Origin of the sequence: Vibrio sp. TRT 2004, assembly GCF_050113735.1 — a bacterium.
GTDB lineage: Bacteria > Pseudomonadota > Gammaproteobacteria > Enterobacterales > Vibrionaceae > Vibrio.
On sequence record NZ_JBNJOH010000005.1, the window covers coordinates 13,899 to 32,791 of the forward strand.

Below are 18,893 nucleotides of genomic sequence, written 5' to 3' on the forward strand. Positions count from 1 at the left end.
GCTTGTGTCGCTAAAGACCAAGGAAATTAACAAGATATAGGTTTATCGTCCATATGCGTAAAACAATCTTAGCTGCAGCTTTAGTGCTTGCATCCGGTCAATCATTTGCTCAAACCGATCCAAATAGCCCTGCGGTCATGAGTAACTTCAGTTATGACTACTTAGAAGCTCGTATCGGTGCTAGTCCTGTAACTTTCGGTGCAGCAATGAGTAAGTCAATCCACCCTAACGCTCACATTTTAGGTCGAGTGGACTCTGAGTTCGAAGGTGACTACGATGCAGCAGCAGGCTTCGGTTTCCATGCTCCAATCAATAACTGGGCTGACTTTACTGGTGAAATGCTTCTTCGCCTTGTTGACACAGGTGATCAGGGCCGTAACGGTTACAGTCGCGGAACCAACACAGGCATGGAACTGAATTTAGGTATCCGCCAGTGGTTAGGTCCACAACTAGAAGTAGGTGGTAAAGGTGGCTATGTCTCAATTGATGATGACGACAAGTGGATTGGTTCAGCCTACGCGCGATTCCACTCTACAGAGCTATTCTCTCTAGGTGCTGAAGCGCGTATCAATGACTTCTACGGTGATCAACTAATGTTCACTACACGTTTTAAATTCTAATAGAGCGTAATTGTTAAAAAACCGAGGCACTGCCTCGGTTTTTTATGCAAATCCATTTGCTTTGAGCGAACACTTAAAGTGACGATTAATCTAGTGGCAGTTAGCCAATAGTTGACGCTTGCGTGGTTCCTGAATCAGTTTCCAATGAATCCCTTCGACTGCACCGGCAAACTTCCACAGTAGCTTGACATCTACATCACTGCCATAAGCTTCTTTGACACGGCTAAATACTGCCGCTGCACCGAGTTCTAGGAAGGTATCAACATCTTCCACGCCGGCTTTTTTAACCATGCGCTCTAGCGTCAACTGCATATTAGGCAAATCTCTAAGGCGACGATTAGCAGAAGAACGTTTGTATTTACGTTGTGATACAGAACACTTAATAGATTGCTCAACTAACTCTTCGACACGTTCAAAGTTATCAACAAAAAGTGAGGTAATGTCGTAGTAGTTAACGGTTGCTGTCGTCTGTTTTTTAACGTGGCGATACTTCTCGCAATTAAGAGCTCTTAACTCTTCGTCGAGTGCTTCAGCACCACGGATGAAAATTTTATTCGCGCTAAGAAGAGCGAACATTGCGTCGTCTTTGAATAACCCAGTACCACCAAACATTGATCGTTTCTGGAAGTCACCAAATTTCTTAACATATTGAATAAATTGTTGCTCTGTCATATCCATTGATCCTCAATCAAAAACCCCGATTAGTCGTGATCACCAGATAGCAGCAGTTATAAGCGAAAGATAAAACACACTCGAGCAGTTAATTTTTTTGTTTGAGCCAGAGTGATAACAACAATAAGAATGATAGTTAACGAAACGAAATAAGTCTGGGCATGCGTCACATCAATTGCATGAGAAAGGGGCAATTCTGGATTAAGTGTCACAATTTAGTACTTTACGTCCTTTGAATGCCATAGCTTTCACAACATCCCGTATCACAAAACCTATCAATATAAGTAATCTATTGTTTGCTAAAGTATGTAGGAAAACGCTACACTGCATAGGACAAATTAACCTTCTAGCACTTATGAATCACCTATCATTTTATTGGCTACCGCAGAATAATGAGCTTTTAATTAAAGGCATCGAATCTGAGTTTTCAGTTCTTATTGAACACTCAATCAAATCGCGGAAGATATCACTGCCTCCTATCCCTGATGTGGTATTAAAGATCCAGCAATTATGTTCGCAAGACTCCACAGGTATTGCTGACGTCGCTGATAGTTTGTTGGAAGATCCTGGCCTCGCAGCCATCGTTATTCGCGTCGCTAACTCAGTCATTTTTAATCGCCGCAATATCACTTGCACCGACTTAGTTACCGCGGTATCTCGTTTGGGTATTTTACGCGTACGTGACATAGTGACTGCTCAGGCAATTGAGCAGCTAAAACATTCGATCAACCTAAGCCCTTCATGCAACAGAATGCTGGTGCAGAGTGCTGCAAACTCACGAGAGCTTGCCGCCACTATGGTTCTCGTTGCTCGTGGATTTAAAGAATCACAATCACCAAGATATCAACATATCGAAACTGACAAGGCACTTCTGGCAGGTTTGCTCGCCGATATCGGCTTATTCTGCATTATTAGCGAATATCATAGCTACCTAGAGCAAGGAAATTACCTTGACGAAGAGATTGCTTTTCAGGTGTTCGACCGTCAGTGTTCTCACGCAAGTTCGCTAGTTCTTGAAAGCTGGGGCTTTGACAATGACTTCCTAGAAGTTGCCTCAAACCAAACCAAAACAAAATCTGACTTAGCAGTGACTTACCTTGATATCGCCAGAATTGCTAATCATATACTAATGTTCCGTCGTCAAGACGAGCACATAGATGAACACACTGTAGAATTTGATGTAACAGGCGCGGATATACTGTACAAACTCAGTAATTTAAGTGATATTGAGTTCAATACTCAAATAGATGAACTTATTAGCGCAAGTGGTTTGTAACCACGAACAGGAAGTATCATGTTTTCAGGGATGTTATTTATCTTTGCCCCACTTGTGGTGGGGTACTTCATTTCTATATCTAAAAAGTCACTCCTAGATAAAATCAACGCCACAACATCAAACCTTATTTACGTCATTCTGGCGCTAATGGGCTTGAGTTTAGCGGCACTGGATAATCTCGGTCAGAACCTCCAATTGATTCTAAAGACGACAGCGGTGTTTTTTACCTGTTTAAGTTTAGCGAACTTGGCGGTACTGCCATTGATCGACAAATGGCTACCCATTCATACCGATGCCAGTAATACCAAGTTGCCGCTTTCTGCGATGGCGATGGAATCTGCCAAACTGATTTTGGTTGTCGGCGGTGGACTGGTCATCGGCCTTATGCTGCCAATCGATCTTAGCTGGGTTGACACTGCAAGCGAATGGATTCTCTTTTTACTGCTATTTTTTATTGGCATCCAACTTCGAAATAGCGGCCTCACTCTGCGCCAAATTCTTCTTAATAAGCAGGGTATGGTCATCGCACTGACCATAGTCGCAAGCTCTATGATCGGCGGTGTTATTTCGGCTCTGATTCTCGATATCGACCTCTATCGTGGCCTCGCTATGGCGTCTGGTTTTGGCTGGTACTCTTTAGCTGGTATTTTGATGGGTGATGCTTTTGGTCCAGTGTATGGTGGGGCGTCATTCATGATTGAGCTCTTACGTGAGCTGATTGCGTTAGTTCTAATCCCTTTGTTTATTAGAACCCGTCCGTGTACTTCGATTGGTTATGCAGGGGCAACCGCGATGGACTTTACGCTACCAGTGATTCAGACAACTGGTGGGGTTCGCTGTGTACCCATTGCTATCGTAAGTGGATTTATTCTTAGCCTTCTCGTGCCCGTTTTGATGCTTTTCTTTGTCTCACTTGCAGGCTAGATCGCAGGAATCGACAAGAAAATTATTTATATTGGCCGCTTACAAGCCATTAATTTTAGAAAGCACTAAATTAGAAAATATTAGTATAATAATTATCTTCAAAAGGAATCATTATGAAACGTACGATTGCTGCACTGCTACTCGCCGCCACCTCAACAATGGCCGCAGCCGCAGACAACACCTGCATGTCACAAAAATATGATGCGTACATTGACGCTTCTCTGCACTGGTATGAAGATTTATCCCAGCTTACCGCTGAGCAGTACCCAGAGTTGAAAGAAGTCAGCGAATGGTTCCTTAAAGGGCGTAAAAACCACTTCGAACTCAATCGAGCAGCAGTTCATTACTACCTTAAACAAGATCCTACAAAAGTTGCAACCGCTCAACCTGTCGAAGCATGGTTACAGCTTGAACAAAAAGATATTAAGGTGCTCGCCTCTCGTAGCGACGAACTTGGGCAACTTGCTCAGATCACGTTCGCAGATCGCCAAGCGACGCCACATGAGAAAAACTACCAGCTTCGTTCTGCTTTCGCTGATCTACTCAGCCATCCAACCAAAATTGATTCAGCCCTTAAACGCTACAATGAATCAATCAAGAATCTAGAAGCCATCAATTGCCAATAGTCACAGCTATTGCAGGGGCTTTGGCATCATCTCAGTGTTTAGCCCCACCAAACACCAACAATCTTTAATTAAGACGGGACATTGTTCCCGTTTTCGTTTAGATTGTCCCGCTTGCAACAAGAACGATTAGAGCAATGAAGCTGTATGATACCGGAACAAAAAACGGCTGATGTGAGTTTCGAGAGCTTACTCCGAATTTTCACAGTACCTGAAGGGCCTGACTCAACGCTAACCAAAATCGACGAAGAGCTTTCACGCAACTTGAATAAGTTTCTGCGTGAACATATCGTAGCAGAAGAAAAACCGCTGCGAGACATCGAAAAAGACTTCTCTCGAGCATCTATACCTGAGCAACCTGAATTTGTCTCCGACCACACCCAGCACCTGCTGGATACGTTAGTTTCCCACTCTGTCCATACTTCGGCGCCTAGCTTTATTGGTCATATGACGTCGGCACTGCCCTACTTTCTCATGCCACTGTCGAAAATCATGATTGCTCTCAACCAAAACTTGGTAAAGATTGAGACTTCAAAAGCCTTCACGCCACTGGAACGTCAAGTCCTTGGCATGTTGCATCGTCTGATTTACGGGCAAGATGACCACTTCTACGCACAATGGATGCATAGCGCAAACCACTCTCTGGGCGCGTTTTGCTCCGGTGGTACAATAGCGAATATTACCGCTCTTTGGGTCGCACGTAACAACGCTCTAAGAGCGCAAGGCTCTTTCAAAGGCGTAGAGAAAGAAGGTCTATTCAAAGCCATGAAGCATTATGGCTACGAAGGGCTTGCTGTCTTGGTGTCTGAACGCGGTCATTACTCACTGAAAAAAGCGGCGGATGTATTGGGCATCGGTCAAGAGGGATTGGTTGCGGTTAAAACCGACAGCAACAACCGAATTTGCCCAGCGGCCTTACAACAGAAGATCATCGAACTTAAAGCGCACAACATCAAACCGTTTGCGGTAATTGGGGTCGCAGGAACCACTGAGACTGGCAACATCGACCCATTACGCGCCATCGCTGAGATCTGTAAAAAAGAAGAGTGTCACTTCCACGTTGATGCAGCGTGGGGGGGAGCGACATTGATGTCTAACAATCATAGACACTTATTGGATGGCGTTGAATTAGCAGACTCTGTCACCATCGACGCACACAAACAGCTATACATCCCAATGGGCGCCGGCATGGTTCTGTTCAAACAACCTGATGCGATGAAGTCTATTGAACACCACGCACAGTACATTTTGCGTAAAGGTTCAAAAGATCTTGGCAGCCATACGTTGGAAGGTTCTCGCTCCGGAATGGCGATGCTGGTGTATGCCGCAATGCATATTATCAGCCGCCCAGGTTATGAGCTGCTCATTGACCAAAGTATCGAAAAAGCTCGCTACTTTGCCGACCTTATCCATCAGCAACCGGACTTCGAACTTGTTTCTGAGCCTGAACTGTGTCTGCTTACTTATCGATATTTACCTGCGCATGTCAAAGCTGCACTCAAGCTCTCAACGGGTAAACAAACTGAGCAGCTCAATGAATTGCTCAACGAATTGACCATGTTCATTCAGAAGCGTCAACGTGAAACAGGTAAATCATTTGTCTCACGAACACGCCTTAACCCTGAACAGTGGAATCACCTTAACACGATCGTTTTTCGTGTGGTGCTCGCTAACCCACTCACCGGAAGGGATATTCTTAGTTCCGTTCTTGAGGAGCAAAGAGTTATCGCGACTCAAGTACCTAACTTGATGGCTAGGATTGATGAGCTATGTACAGAAATCGTTAATCATCAGCCTTAAACTGAAACTTTCTTTCTGGAAAAGTGTAATTTCCCTATCAACACAGGCTTCAGATTTTGTTTTTTTCTGGCTCAGGATATGATTTCTGTAGTTTAGACAAAATTTAGTTTGAGGCTTGTCATATAATAGCCAATTGACAGATAGAAATATTGCCGTAAACCTTTGGCTTAGGTTTATACTGGTCGCATGGCGCCGGATTGCACTTACCTTTTGGGAAACTGGTTGTTTCCTATCATTAATTACGGGTATATCTGGTGAGTTGTTCTCTATACCCTCGTGAACACTATGAATACATTAGAAAAAATTCAAAAAAATCTAGAAAACTTTAGTAAGTCAGAGCGTAAGGTCGCCGAAGTTATCATGGCTTCCCCTCAGACTGCGATTCATTCTAGTATTGCTACACTGGCTAAGATGGCTGACGTAAGTGAGCCAACGGTTAACCGTTTTTGTCGTCGCTTGGACACTAAAGGTTTCCCTGATTTTAAGCTTCATTTAGCGCAAAGCCTTGCTAACGGAACCCCTTATGTAAACCGCAATGTTGAGGAAGATGATGGTCCAGACGCCTACACGCATAAGATTTTTGAATCTACTATGGCGTGTTTAGACGTAGCCAAAAACAGCCTTGACCCAATGCAAATTAACCGTGCAGTTGATCTTCTGACTCAGGCGAAGCGCATTTCATTTTTCGGATTGGGTGCATCATCAGCCGTAGCAAAAGATGCTCAAAACAAATTTATCCGTTTCAATATCCCAATCACCTGTTTTGAAGATATCGTTATGCAGCGTATGAGCTGTATTAACTGCACTGACAATGATGTGATCGTTCTGATTTCTCACACTGGTCGAACTAAGAGCCAAGTCGAGATCGCGAACCTTGCACGTGAAAATGGGGCGACGGTAATCGCCATTACGGCTAAAGACTCGCCGTTAGATAAAGCCAGCTCTTTGTCTATTTCACTAGATGTCCCAGAAGACACCGATGTCTACATGCCAATGGCAAGCCGCGTGGTTCAAATGACCGTGATTGATGTTTTGGCAACCGGTTTTACACTGCGTCGTGGTTCTGGTTTCCGTGAAAACCTCAAACGCGTTAAAGACGTATTGAAAGATTCTCGATACGACAAGCTGTCACAATTTTAACTAGAAACGGAGCGTTTAACGCTCCGTTTTTTGTTAGCTGTTTTGCAAACGCCCCTCATCCAGTTTATCTCCACCTAGCCTGACCACACTAGCTTCACACTGGTGTTCAAATGGTCTCTCCTCTTGGCAGGAACCATCGCACTGACATACCTGTTGCAGGATATGCGTCAAACGTTCTTTGGTCAGCGGAAGAGGATTACCTCTTATTGCCACTGACTTTAACGCATCTTCAGCAACACTTTCGAATGATGTTGTACAAACTCCAAACTGGTCGAGTTTTGGTAAACCTAACCGATCAAGCATCATGTTGACCCATAATACCGAATCTTCGCGGCAAGCATTGACACGCCCAGAGACAATACTCGCTATCTTAGCGTAGCGATCCAACACATCATCTCGTCCGGCACGTTCTGCGGCATGAATATTCTCCAACATCACGTAGGGCGCGAGACGGGCGGTGATAATACTATGAGGGGCATTGAGTTTGCCGCCCAAAGCGGATGCCAATCCATGTGCCGCACCCAGTTTGGCATTGGTGACCGCCATGCCGCCCAGCATTGCAGCAAACGAAAGATCCGAACGAGCGGAATATTGATCGTTTAAGCAGGCAGCAAGGATAGATTTACTTAATCTGCGTAACCCCTCTTCACAGATCATATCGGTCAGCGGATTTGGCTGCCCACATACATAGGCTTCCATCAAATGAGTGAAGGCGTCCATTGCTCCCCGAGCTGACGTCTCAACATCGGTACCATAAGTCAATGTAGGGTCGACAATTGCCACATCAGCTAACATGTCGGGGCTTCTTAAGCTTACCTTAACCTTGTCTTGCCCTGATCGAAGTACTGCATTCCGCGTCACTTCAGAGCCGGTACTGGCGGTAGTTGGTATCGCGATGAAAGGAATAGGCTTCGACTTGAGTGGAACGTTGCGTCCCACGACCTCAACATAGTCATACACATCACCTTGGTTAGGAATGATAGCAGCAAGTGCCTTGCCCATATCGAGAACACTCCCTCCGCCCATCGCGACCACCATGTCTGGCCTAAATTTACGACCGACTAATGCGGTCTCTTCTACCATTGTAATGTTGGGCTCACCACGGATAGCAACATGCTGATAGCGCATGTTTTGAGAACTGAGATATTGAATAACGGGAGAGGCTCTGCTGAGATTTTTACTTGTTACTAAGAGTACGCTGTAACCAAATTGATTCAGTACAGACAATGATGACTGCAGTGCACCTTCACCAAAGATGATTCGCGTGGAGGTCATAAATTGAAACATGTTCTGCCTCTCCCTGTCACACCGGCCCAATTAGATTGCACCGATTTGCCACTAATTAATTTGACCAAGTGCAATTTGTAGCAATTAACCTTAAAAAATATATGGCTTTATCGACACAAAGCACAGGTTTCATAGCTAAATATAACTGACTGGGTTCAATTTTTGTTCGATAGATTTCACCTATTGAAACAACAGGTAAATGCCACTTTATTTCCGCCATTGGATCGGGCATAGTTGCAGTTAACAAATTACAGGAGAAAGAGAATATGTTCGTAGTTATCTTTGGTCGCCCAGCTTGCCCATACTGTGTTCGCGCAAAAGAGCACGCAGAAACACTAAAAGCACAGCGCGATGACTTCAACTACCGCTACGTTGATATCCACGCAGAGGGTATCTCTAAAGCAGACCTAGAAAAAACCGTAGGTAAACCTGTTGAGACTGTGCCACAAATCTTCATCGACCAAGAGCACATCGGTGGTTGCGATGACTTCGAAGCATACGCTAAAGAACACCTAGGCCTATTCGCCGAGTAATAAATCCGTTTTTAAAAAAGCCGCGTCTAACGCGGTTTTTTTTTGTTTCTATTCTGTTTGCAACCCCAGTCATATTGTTCTTAACTCTACTCAACAATAAATTGTCAAAATTTTCACTTATCTTTTGGCAATATTCAGATACAATTCGCTGACATAACTTACTGCCCGGCACCAACACAAGAATTGCCCGTGAACATTGACGTCGTAACCTTGCTCGAACAGAACCCCATTCTTCTTATTTTCGTTGTCCTAGCGATAGGCTTAGGTATTGGTAAAATCCGCTTTGGAAGCCTTCAATTGGGCAACTCCATTGGTGTGTTGATTACATCGCTCATCATGGGACACCTCGGTTTTACCTTTAATGCTGACGCATTAACTATCGGATTTATGTTGTTTATCTACTGTGTTGGTATTGAAGCAGGCCCTAACTTCTTCGGTATTTTTTTCAGAGACGGTAAGCATTACTTCATTTTGAGTATGGTGGTGCTGTCCACTGCCCTTTCGATCACCTATTTTGCCAGCCATCATCTGGGATTAGATTTCGGTCTATCAGCAGGCATGATGGCGGGAGCCCTGACTTCAACGCCTGTGTTGGTTGGTGCCCAAGACGCACTCAATTCTGGTTTAGCGACCACACCAAGAAATATGGACTTTGCTCAGGTGATCGAGAACCTGTCTGTCGGCTATGCGATGGCTTATCTGATCGGCTTAATTAGTATGATCATGTTTGCCAAGCTTCTGCCAAAACTGCAAAAGCAGAACCTTTCCGACTCAGCACAACAAATTGCGCAAGAACGCGGTTTAGGGGGGTCTGGTCAGCGCAAAGTTTACTTGCCAATTATTCGTGCTTACCGCGTTGGTCAAGAGTTGATTAACTGGATTGACGGTAAGAACTTACGAGAACTCGGTATTTATCGTCAAACCGGTTGCTACATTGAGCGTATTCGCCGTAATGGTATCCTCGCCCATCCTGATGGTGACGCTATTTTACAAGAAGGGGATGAGATTGCTCTCGTGGGCTTCCCAGATAGTCACGCCCGTCTCGATCCTAGCTTCCGCAACGGAAAAGAAGTCTTCGATCGCAACTTGCTAGACTTGCGTATCGTCGAAGAAGAGATCGTCGTAAAAAGTGATGCGATTGCCGGTAAACGTCTTTCTGATTTGAATCTTTCCGAATACGGCTGTTTCCTCAACCGCGTGGTTCGTGCTCAGATTGAAATGCCGATGGATTTAGATATCGTTTTGGCGAAAGGTGATGTGCTGCAGGTCAGTGGTGAGAAAAGTCGTGTCCACGGCTTAGCGGAAAAAATCGGTTTTATCTCAATCCACAGCCAGATGGCGGATCTACTGGCGTTTTGTAGCTTCTTCATTCTGGGCATTATGTTTGGTTTGATCACCATGACATTCGGTCAAGTCTCGTTTGGTCTCGGTAATGCCGTGGGATTGCTTCTTTCGGGTATCACACTCGGTTTCTTGCGCGCTAACCATCCAACATTTGGCTACGTACCACAAGGTGCGCTAAATATGGTCAAAGACCTAGGCTTGATGTTCTTTATGGTCGGAATTGGTCTGAGTGCGGGTGGTAAGATGTTCGAGCATCTTTCTCAGGTTGGGGTTCAAGTAATTGGCCTCGCCTTCCTAGTCAGTGTCGTACCCGTTGTACTGGCTTATTTGGTTGGTGCCTACATTCTGAAAATGAACCGCGCACTTCTGTTTGGTGCCATTATTGGTGCCAGAACCTGCGCACCGGCGATGGATATCGTAAATGATTATGCCAAGTCAACCATCCCTGCCTTAGGCTATGCCGGCACTTATGCGATAGCCAATATTTTGATGACTCTGGCTGGTACGATACTGATCATTCTCAGTTAACGTTCTGTGTTACACGCCGGCACATCACGGCGAAACCCGAACTCAAATAAAAACGGCACCTTTCGGTGCCGTTTTTCTGTCATTAGCTTAATGGTCTCAAGTAGGCTAAGAAGCGTTTCTCAGCGTACTTAAAGCAGCCTAAGATAATAAAGGTTAACGCCATGTAGAACATTCCAGCTGTGAGGAAAGATTCAAACGGGGCATAGTAGCGAGAGTTAACCAAACGCGCTGCGCCAGTTAAATCGACGATCGTCACGATACCAGCAACGGCACTACCATGAAGCATAAAGATCACTTCATTACTATAGGCAGGAAGGGCACGACGTAAAGCACTTGGCAAAATGATGCGGCGATAAGTCATAAACGCACTCATACCATAAGCTTTGGCCGCTTCCACTTCACCCTTAGGCAGACCATTGATTGCGCCGCGGATAATCTCAGCAGTATATGCTGAAGTATTAAGCACAAAAGCGACCAATGCACAGAACCAAGCGTTCTCCCATAAGGTGTCTTTGACTGGGAAAAACTGGTCCATACCATAGTAAATTAGGTAAAGTTGAACCAGTAACGGTGTGCCACGGAAAAAATAGATGAAAGCCCAGCTCGGTCCGTTTATTAGCACATTAGGACTGTTGCGTGCCACCCCAAGTGGAATCGCCACAATCAATCCAATAATCAAAGCCACACCAACCAGCCATGCGGTGGTCATTAATCCATCAAGATAGATGGGGAAACTATCTAAAATCAGTGAAAAATCCATTCTTTACCTCGCATGAATACTGAATTTGCGCTCTACCAGCTTTAAGAAGCCTGTTGAAACACTGGTAAAGAATAAGAAAATAATCGCTACCGCCATGTAGAAGGTAAATGGCATTTTCGTCGAGCCAGCAGCCAGTGAGCTCATCCGAACCATATCCTCAAGACCGATAATTGACACAAGTGCCGTTGTCTTGAGCAAAACGAGCCAGTTGTTACCAAATCCTGGCAAGGCGTGACGAATCATCTGCGGTAAAAGAATGCGACGGAAAGCCAATACAGAGCTCATACCGTACGCTTTGGCAGCTTCAAGTTCACCGGAGTCAACTGCCATGATGGCACCACGGAACGTTTCTGCCATATAGGCGCCGAAAATGAATCCGATAGTGAGGACGCCTGCCACAAACGGGCTGACATCAATGTAATCTGGTAAATATGACGTCCACTCATGACTTGGGTCACTTGCCGCAAACCATTCGTTTAGTGTTTCGTTGATGGAGTACAAACTGTTGTTGAGAAGAATTTGTCCACCAAAGAAAATCAACATCATGAGAACTAAGTCGGGAATACCACGAATCACCGTGGTGTATAGAGTGGCTATTGCTCGTGCCCAGCGATAAGGGGCCATTTTGGCTAATGCACCTAGCATACCTAGAATCATAGCCAGCAATAATGACAACAGAGCGACTTCTATGGTCACTACGGCCCCTTTCATAATAGAGGCTTCATATCCTTGTAAATCCAGCATAGGTAAGTTCCTGGTCCCTAAACTTTATAGAAATCGACCGTTGGCTACTACTCCTAGGAACAAGAACCAACGGTCGCTTAGCAACGATTACTGACCGTAAACGTCGTAGTTGAAGTATTTAGCCGCGATTTCTTGATAAACACCCTTCTCGCGTAAAGATAGGATGGCTTGGTCTAGCTTCTTGGTCAGATCTTTATCTTGCTTGCGAAGTGCGATACCAAAACCTTCACCGAACCATTTAGGGTCAGTTAGCGATGGGCCTACGAATTCGTACCCTTCACCACCCGCTTTGTTCAGTACACCTTCTTCAAGAGCAGAAGCGTCACCCAAAACTGCCGCTACACGGCCGTTAGCAAGGTCAAGGTAAGCTTCGTCAAAAGAACCGTAACGAACGATTTCTACTTTGTCACCGTAGTTGTCAGTTAGGTACTTGTCGTGAGTTGTTGCACGCTGCACAGCAATTTTCTGACCATCCAGATTATCGAAATCAAGGCCTGCACCTTTCTTAGCAATAAACTTGTTTGGGATAAGTGCGTATTTACCAGTGAAGTCAACTTTCTTCTTACGCTCTTCAGTAATAGACATTGCTGCGATGATGGCGTCGTATTTACGTGCTAGTAGTGAAGGAATGATGCCATCCCAGTCTTGAGCAACGATCTTACATTTCACTGCCATTTCCTGACATAGAGCGTTTGCCATATCTACGTCAAAACCTTTCAGTGAACCATCGGCTTCTGTCCAGCTAAATGGAGGGTAAGCACCTTCAATACCGAAGCGAACTTCATTCCATTCTTTCGCTTGTACTGCGCCAGTCACAGCGGTAGCTGCCAGTGTTGCTGCTAATAACCACTTTTTCATTTCCATACTCCTGTGATTGTGATTTTTATATGTAACTTATGTGTGTTTGTCTGCCGCTAAACGGCTATTAGTAAATTGATGAGATAAATTGCTTTAAACGCTCAGAATCAGGGTTTGTAAATAGCTTCGCAGGGTCGCCTTGTTCCTCAACCAATCCCTGATGCAAAAACATCACATGGTTAGAAACATCGCGCGCGAACGCCATTTCATGAGTGACCACTAGCATGGTGCGTCCCTCTTCTGCTAGGTCGCGCATTACGCCTAGAACTTCACCGACTAACTCAGGGTCGAGTGCCGATGTCGGCTCATCGAACAGCATCACTTCTGGGTCTACGGCAAGCGCGCGTGCAATGGCTGCTCGCTGCTGCTGACCGCCCGATAGATGACCTGGATAATAATCTTTGCGTTCATATAGCCCTACTTTTTTAAGCAGCAGCTCTGCATTTTCGATCGCTTGTGCTTTAGGCACGCCTAACACGTGAACCGGAGCTTCAATGACGTTTTCCATGACTGTCATATGTGACCAAAGGTTGAACCCTTGGAAAACCATAGCAAGTCTGGAACGAATTCGTTGCACCTGTCTTTCATTGGCAGGAACTGCCTCCCCTTGGCGATTGTTTTTCATCTGGATTAATTCCCCGTTAACCCAAATTTCACCAGCAGTAGGTGTTTCAAGAAGATTGATACATCTTAGAAAAGTACTTTTTCCTGAACCGGATGAGCCGATAATGGAAATTACGTCCCCTTTGTGGGCTTCCAATGAGATGCCCTTTAAAACTTCATTTTGTCCAAATGTTTTGTGCAGTTCTTTTATATCCAGCGCTGGTACATCTTTCATGCGCTCATACTCCCTGTCTTTATTATGACCAATCATTAATAGTAATCACGATTGGTTGACTGCTGGGTTCCACCCACATTGCGATACAAACTAGCACTCCCCCGAGCAAGTTGCAACAAATTATTAACCTATAAATCAGCAATATATAGCCACTTTATATGATTAATAATGCATTTAATAGTTAAAAGCGCTCCATATTTCGCATAAAACGCCCGACAACACAGATAATATCCAAATCGTCAGTATTAACATTTTTATAAAAACAAGATCTAACTCAATAAACGATCTTTACCCCATTCGCCTTCAACTCGTAAAGGGTTGAGGTCGCTAGTAAACCTTACGTTATGAAATTTTATTTCAGTGAAACTGATTACAAGCTCGCAACTAATTGCAGCTTGTGTAGTTTTCTTTCACAACCTTTCATAAAGTGATCTAAATCAATCACTCTTTAGGGTTAGCAAGTTAAACTCGCCTCAATGCTAAAAGTCTCAATATAGGTACTTTTCGCAATAAATCCTCTATGCTTTAGCACATCAAGCATGAGCTACAGCGAGGTAGGCCGGGATTCAATTGCAGGAAGCTAAACCAGGTTTTTACAGAGCGGACCGTCTCAGAACAATAATCTGGTCCCTCTTCGCAGATTTACTAACTATTTAGAATATGAGGAATCTATGTCAGACGCAGTCAATAAACCGCACTCTGATTCGGATATCGAAAACAAGAGCTATCAAGAGCTGCACCGCCCAGCTTCTGAGTTTGAAAGCCGTTCAGACTACCTAGACCACGAACTGCAAATCATGAAGCCACGCCGCTTCGGATTAAACCTGCCTGGTCGTGATTTCCGCTTTGAGCTTGAAGACTTGGTGCCCGCTCTAGCCGGTACTATTGGTATTATCGCGATGTACTCTGCGGTAATGATGTCTTGGGCTGAAGGTCTAACCGCTGCTTGGGACCACGTTAACCTTGGTAAAGAGTTTGCTATCGAAGTGGCTCGAGTAGAAATGCTGATCCCAGCATTACTGTTCTGTGTTCTCGCTTCTGGTTTCATCAACCCGAAAGCAAACCTTGCCGGTAACCACGGCCCAATGATCCCTCTTATCGGCACCATCGCATTAGCAGGTGCGCACCCTCTTGCATTGGCTATCCTAATTGGTATCTTTGGCTTACTTCTGAGTTTCCTAAAAGGTGGCTCCAAGTTGGTCAACCTGACTTCAGAAGGTACGGCCGGTGGCCTACTGATCTTCCTCGGTCTGACCGGTACTATGAGCCAAATCAACTCTATTCAGACATGGGCTGTGGGTCTTCAGTCTGACACGGTTGCCGCTGGTAGCATGGGCTACGTTGGCCTTATCGTACTTGCCGTCACTATTGCGCTGTATGCTTTCCTAGCTAAAGTGAACAAGCGTTGGTTGGCTATCCCTGTTTGTGCATTTACTGGTCTAGTGATTGCGCTTGTACTTGGTGCTGGCTTCGATATTAAGTTCGTGACTGAAACTGGTCTTCCAAACCTAAACCCAGTTTACTGGTGGGGCAGCACAGAGCAAGGTTGGATGCTTGGTCTACCAAACATGGAACACTTTATTGCATCACTTCCGTTCGCCATTCTAGCGGTTGCTATGTGGTCACCTGACTTCCTAGGTCACCGTATCTTCCAAGAACTGAACTACCCTAAAAAGACTGAAAAAGTACTGATGGACGTAGATGACACTATGACAATGTGTTCAATTCGTCAGATGGTAGGTACAGCAGTGGGTGGTGGTAACATCACATCATCTTGGGGTACTTACATGATCCCAGCTGCCATCGCTAAGCGCCCTATTCCTGCTGGTGCGATTCTGCTAGGTTTGTTGGTTATGATCATTGCGATTCTTGGTTTCCCTATGGATATCGCTGTATGGCCTCCAGTAATGCGTGTTGCTCTTCTTGTCGGTGTCTCACTTCCGCTACTTGAAGCGGGTATGCAAATGGTTAAAGATTCTAAGGACTCTCAAGCTGCAGGTATCTGTATCTTCGGCTCGGCTGTTGTGAACCCTGTATTAGCTTGGGCACTAACCATGCTACTTGATAACAACGGTCTGATTGGTGATAAAGAACGCGCAGCTCGTCTATCGTTCGTCGATAAGATCGTGATCCCAGTAGGCGTACTGGTTATCTGTCTGATCGCTATGCTTGCAGTAGGTATGCTTGAAGGCCAATACGGCATCGCAGCGTTCCTATAACGCAAACAGATGTTGAGAGCCGGCCTCGGCTCTCAACTTTTTTTTAGTGACAAGTTATTTTTTAAAAAATAATTTAAACAAACGAGCATTTATTGATTTAGTTTAAGGTTTGCAAATTTTTTTTAGTTTATCCTTGAAACCAAGTTAATAAGACACCATGTAAAAAGTAGTGACAATATTTATAGTTTTATGCCCTTTCGGTAATTAACTTTAAAGACTATACATATTGTTATTCATAAGAGTGTACCATCCCATTTTTGGGACTCAAACTGGCTCAACGGTTTGATAGGTACGTGTTTTTTCTACTAAAAAGGTAGGTATGTCATGGCAGAGCAATTTGCTAAAGCTTGGGAAGGTTTTGCTGCAGGTGATTGGCAAAACGAAGTAAACGTTCGCGATTTTATTCAAAAGAACTACGCACCGTATGAAGGCGACGAATCTTTCCTAGTTTCTGAAGGTACTGAAGCAACAAACAAGCTTTGGGCTAAGGTAATGGAAGGTATCAAGATTGAGAACTCAACTCACGCACCTGTTGATTTCGATACTGACCTTATCTCTACCATCACTGCTCACGATGCAGGCTACATCGAGAAAGACCTAGAAACTATCGTTGGTCTTCAAACTGATGCCCCTCTTAAGCGTGCTATCATCCCTAACGGTGGTATCCGTATGGTTGAAGGTTCTTGCAAAGCGTACGACCGCGAGCTAGATCCAGCAATCTCTAAAATCTACACTGAGTACCGTAAAACACACAACGCTGGTGTATTTGATATCTACACTCCAGACATCCTAGCTTGTCGTAAGTCAGGTGTTCTAACTGGTCTGCCTGATGCTTACGGTCGTGGTCGTATCATCGGTGACTACCGTCGTGTTGCTCTATACGGTATCGACTACTTAATGAAGGACAAACTGGCTCAATTCAAGTCTCTACAAGAGCGTTTTGAGAACGGCGAAGATCTTCAAATGACAATGCAGCTTCGCGAAGAGATCGCTGAGCAGCACCGTGCACTTGGCCAAATGAAAGTGATGGCTGAGAAATACGGTTTCGACATTTCTCGTCCTGCTGAAACAGCTCAAGAAGCTATCCAGTGGACTTACTTCGGTTACCTAGCTGCAGTTAAATCACAAAACGGTGCTGCTATGTCTCTGGGTCGTACTTCTACGTTCCTAGACATCTACATCGAGCGTGACATCGCTGAAGGTAAGATCACTGAAGTTGAAGCTCAGGAAATGATCGACCACTTCGTAATGAAGCTACGTATGGTTCGTTTCCTACGTACTCCTGAGTACGATGACCTATTCTCTGGCGACCCAATCTGGGCTACTGAGTCTATGGGTGGTATGGGTCTTGACGGTCGTACACTAGTTACACGTACTAACTTCCGTTTCCTAAACTCTCTATACACTATGGGTCCTTCTCCAGAGCCAAACATCACTGTACTTTGGTCTGAGAAACTACCTGATGGCTTCAAGAAGTTCTGTGCGAAAGTTTCTATCGACACTTCTTCTATCCAGTACGAAAACGACGATCTAATGCGTCCAGATTTCGAATCTGATGACTACGCTATCGCATGTTGTGTATCACCAATGATCATTGGTAAACACATGCAGTTCTTCGGTGCTCGTGCAAACCTTGCTAAGACACTACTATACGTAATCAACGGTGGTGTGGATGAGAAGCTGAAGATCCAAGTTGGTCCAGCAATGCCTAAGATCACTGACGAAGTTCTAGACTTCGACGACGTATGGGGCAAACTTGACCACTTCATGGATTGGCTAGCTAAGCAGTACGTGACTGCACTGAACTCTATCCACTTCATGCACGACAAGTACAGCTACGAAGCTGCACTAATGGCTCTACATGACCGTGACGTTCGTCGTACTATGGCTTGTGGTATCGCTGGTCTATCTGTTGCAGCTGACTCACTATCTGCAATTAAACACGCGAAAGTTAAACCTATCCGTGATGAAGATGGCGTAGCAATCGACTTCGAAATCGAAGGCGACTACCCTAAATTTGGTAACAACGATGCTCGCGTAGATGACATTGCTTGTGAACTAGTAGAAGTGTTCATGAACAAGATCCGTAAGCTTAAGACTTACCGTGATGCAATCCCAACTCAGTCTATCCTGACTATCACTTCAAACGTGGTATACGGTAAGAAGACGGGTAACACTCCAGATGGTCGTCGCGCAGGTGCTCCATTTGCTCCAGGTGCAAACCCAATGCACGGTCGTGATGAGAAAGGTGCGGTAGCGTCTCTAACATCTGTAGGTAAACTACCATTTGCTCACGCAAAAGACGGTATCTCTTACACCTTCTCTATCGTGCCAAACGCACTAGGTAAAGAAGAAGCATCACAACGTGCTAACCTAGCCGGTCTAATGGATGGTTACTTCCACCATGAAGCAGGCATCGAAGGCGGTCAGCACCTAAACGTGAACGTACTTAACCGTGAAACTCTAGAAGACGCAGTTAAGCACCCTGAGAAATACCCTCAGTTGACAATCCGTGTATCTGGTTACGCTGTACGTTTCAACTCTCTAACTACAGAGCAGCAACAAGACGTAATCGCACGTACATTTACTGAGTCTCTATAATTCTCAGCTAAATGATTGACGAAGCCCCGCTAAATAGCGGGGCTTTATTTTTTCTGTCAATTTATCACCGATAAATCAGCGATACGGTGCACAGTTCATCTCTCTGGTATGTTAATTGCTAACATT

The 18,893-nt window shown here is 44.8% G+C and carries 16 protein-coding genes; 10 read left to right on the top strand and 6 right to left on the bottom strand.

Annotated elements, in window-relative coordinates; all coding sequences use genetic code 11:
* The first annotated feature begins 53 nt into the window (after positions 1-53).
* On the top strand, positions 54-620 hold the full coding sequence (locus tag ACQEXR_RS03485) for a hypothetical protein (protein WP_138973291.1): 567 nt from the start codon (positions 54-56) through the stop codon (positions 618-620).
* A gap of 90 nt (positions 621-710) precedes the next feature.
* Here ACQEXR_RS03485 and ACQEXR_RS03490 read toward each other — a convergent pair whose 3' ends face one another.
* Complete coding sequence (locus ACQEXR_RS03490; RefSeq protein WP_138973292.1) at positions 711-1,298, bottom strand: TfoX/Sxy family DNA transformation protein; 588 nt, start codon at positions 1,296-1,298, stop codon at positions 711-713.
* A gap of 349 nt (positions 1,299-1,647) precedes the next feature.
* On the opposite strand from ACQEXR_RS03490, the gene ACQEXR_RS03495 reads away from it, so the two are divergent.
* The 5 genes from ACQEXR_RS03495 to ACQEXR_RS03515 all read left to right on the top strand — a co-directional run bounded on the left by ACQEXR_RS03495 (position 1,648) and on the right by ACQEXR_RS03515 (position 7,055).
* Positions 1,648-2,568 carry an HDOD domain-containing protein gene (locus ACQEXR_RS03495; protein WP_427019756.1) on the top strand — a complete coding sequence of 307 codons (921 nt, stop codon included), beginning with the start codon at positions 1,648-1,650 and terminating at the stop codon, positions 2,566-2,568.
* A gap of 18 nt (positions 2,569-2,586) precedes the next feature.
* On the top strand, positions 2,587-3,492 hold the full coding sequence (locus ACQEXR_RS03500; protein ID WP_138973294.1) for a lysine exporter LysO family protein: 906 nt from the start codon (positions 2,587-2,589) through the stop codon (positions 3,490-3,492).
* Between the two features lie 113 nt (positions 3,493-3,605).
* A complete protein-coding gene (locus ACQEXR_RS03505) occupies positions 3,606-4,118 on the top strand; it encodes a hypothetical protein (RefSeq protein WP_138973295.1) in 513 nt (170 codons plus the stop codon).
* Between the two features lie 144 nt (positions 4,119-4,262).
* A complete protein-coding gene (gene panP, locus ACQEXR_RS03510; RefSeq protein WP_138973296.1) occupies positions 4,263-5,915 on the top strand; it encodes a pyridoxal-dependent aspartate 1-decarboxylase PanP in 1,653 nt (550 codons plus the stop codon).
* Positions 5,916-6,200: 285 nt separating this feature from the next.
* The gene (locus ACQEXR_RS03515) at positions 6,201-7,055 is read left to right on the top strand and encodes a MurR/RpiR family transcriptional regulator (protein ID WP_010320194.1); all 855 of its coding nucleotides are present in this window, start codon (positions 6,201-6,203) and stop codon (positions 7,053-7,055) included.
* 33 nt (positions 7,056-7,088) lie between these two features.
* Here ACQEXR_RS03515 and ACQEXR_RS03520 read toward each other — a convergent pair whose 3' ends face one another.
* Positions 7,089-8,342 (bottom strand): iron-containing alcohol dehydrogenase, encoded by a 1,254-nt coding sequence (locus ACQEXR_RS03520; protein ID WP_427019757.1) that lies wholly within the window; start codon positions 8,340-8,342, stop codon positions 7,089-7,091.
* A gap of 266 nt (positions 8,343-8,608) precedes the next feature.
* Between ACQEXR_RS03520 and ACQEXR_RS03525 the strand changes: the two genes are divergently transcribed.
* Together ACQEXR_RS03525 and ACQEXR_RS03530 are read left to right on the top strand one after the other, a co-directional pair.
* A complete protein-coding gene (locus ACQEXR_RS03525; protein WP_138973298.1) occupies positions 8,609-8,875 on the top strand; it encodes a GrxA family glutaredoxin in 267 nt (88 codons plus the stop codon).
* 189 nt (positions 8,876-9,064) lie between these two features.
* Positions 9,065-10,747, top strand: coding sequence for an aspartate:alanine antiporter (locus ACQEXR_RS03530; protein ID WP_138973299.1), 1,683 nt, complete (start codon positions 9,065-9,067; stop codon positions 10,745-10,747).
* Positions 10,748-10,829: 82 nt separating this feature from the next.
* Here the strand turns inward: ACQEXR_RS03530 and ACQEXR_RS03535 are convergent, their stop codons facing one another.
* The 4 genes from ACQEXR_RS03535 to ACQEXR_RS03550 all read right to left on the bottom strand — a co-directional run bounded on the left by ACQEXR_RS03535 (position 10,830) and on the right by ACQEXR_RS03550 (position 13,947).
* Positions 10,830-11,507 (bottom strand): ABC transporter permease, encoded by a 678-nt coding sequence (locus tag ACQEXR_RS03535; protein WP_427019758.1) that lies wholly within the window; start codon positions 11,505-11,507, stop codon positions 10,830-10,832.
* A 3-nt stretch (positions 11,508-11,510) separates the two neighbouring features.
* A complete protein-coding gene (locus tag ACQEXR_RS03540; RefSeq protein WP_138973301.1) occupies positions 11,511-12,251 on the bottom strand; it encodes an ABC transporter permease in 741 nt (246 codons plus the stop codon).
* A gap of 87 nt (positions 12,252-12,338) precedes the next feature.
* The gene (locus ACQEXR_RS03545; RefSeq protein WP_426950338.1) at positions 12,339-13,109 is read right to left on the bottom strand and encodes an ABC transporter substrate-binding protein; all 771 of its coding nucleotides are present in this window, start codon (positions 13,107-13,109) and stop codon (positions 12,339-12,341) included.
* A gap of 67 nt (positions 13,110-13,176) precedes the next feature.
* Positions 13,177-13,947 (bottom strand): ABC transporter ATP-binding protein, encoded by a 771-nt coding sequence (locus tag ACQEXR_RS03550; protein ID WP_138973303.1) that lies wholly within the window; start codon positions 13,945-13,947, stop codon positions 13,177-13,179.
* Positions 13,948-14,618: 671 nt separating this feature from the next.
* On the opposite strand from ACQEXR_RS03550, the gene ACQEXR_RS03555 reads away from it, so the two are divergent.
* Positions 14,619-16,166 carry a DUF3360 family protein gene (locus tag ACQEXR_RS03555; RefSeq protein WP_138973304.1) on the top strand — a complete coding sequence of 516 codons (1,548 nt, stop codon included), beginning with the start codon at positions 14,619-14,621 and terminating at the stop codon, positions 16,164-16,166.
* 324 nt (positions 16,167-16,490) lie between these two features.
* The gene (gene pflB / locus ACQEXR_RS03560) at positions 16,491-18,767 is read left to right on the top strand and encodes a formate C-acetyltransferase (protein WP_269375944.1); all 2,277 of its coding nucleotides are present in this window, start codon (positions 16,491-16,493) and stop codon (positions 18,765-18,767) included.
* Positions 18,768-18,893 lie beyond the last annotated feature (126 nt).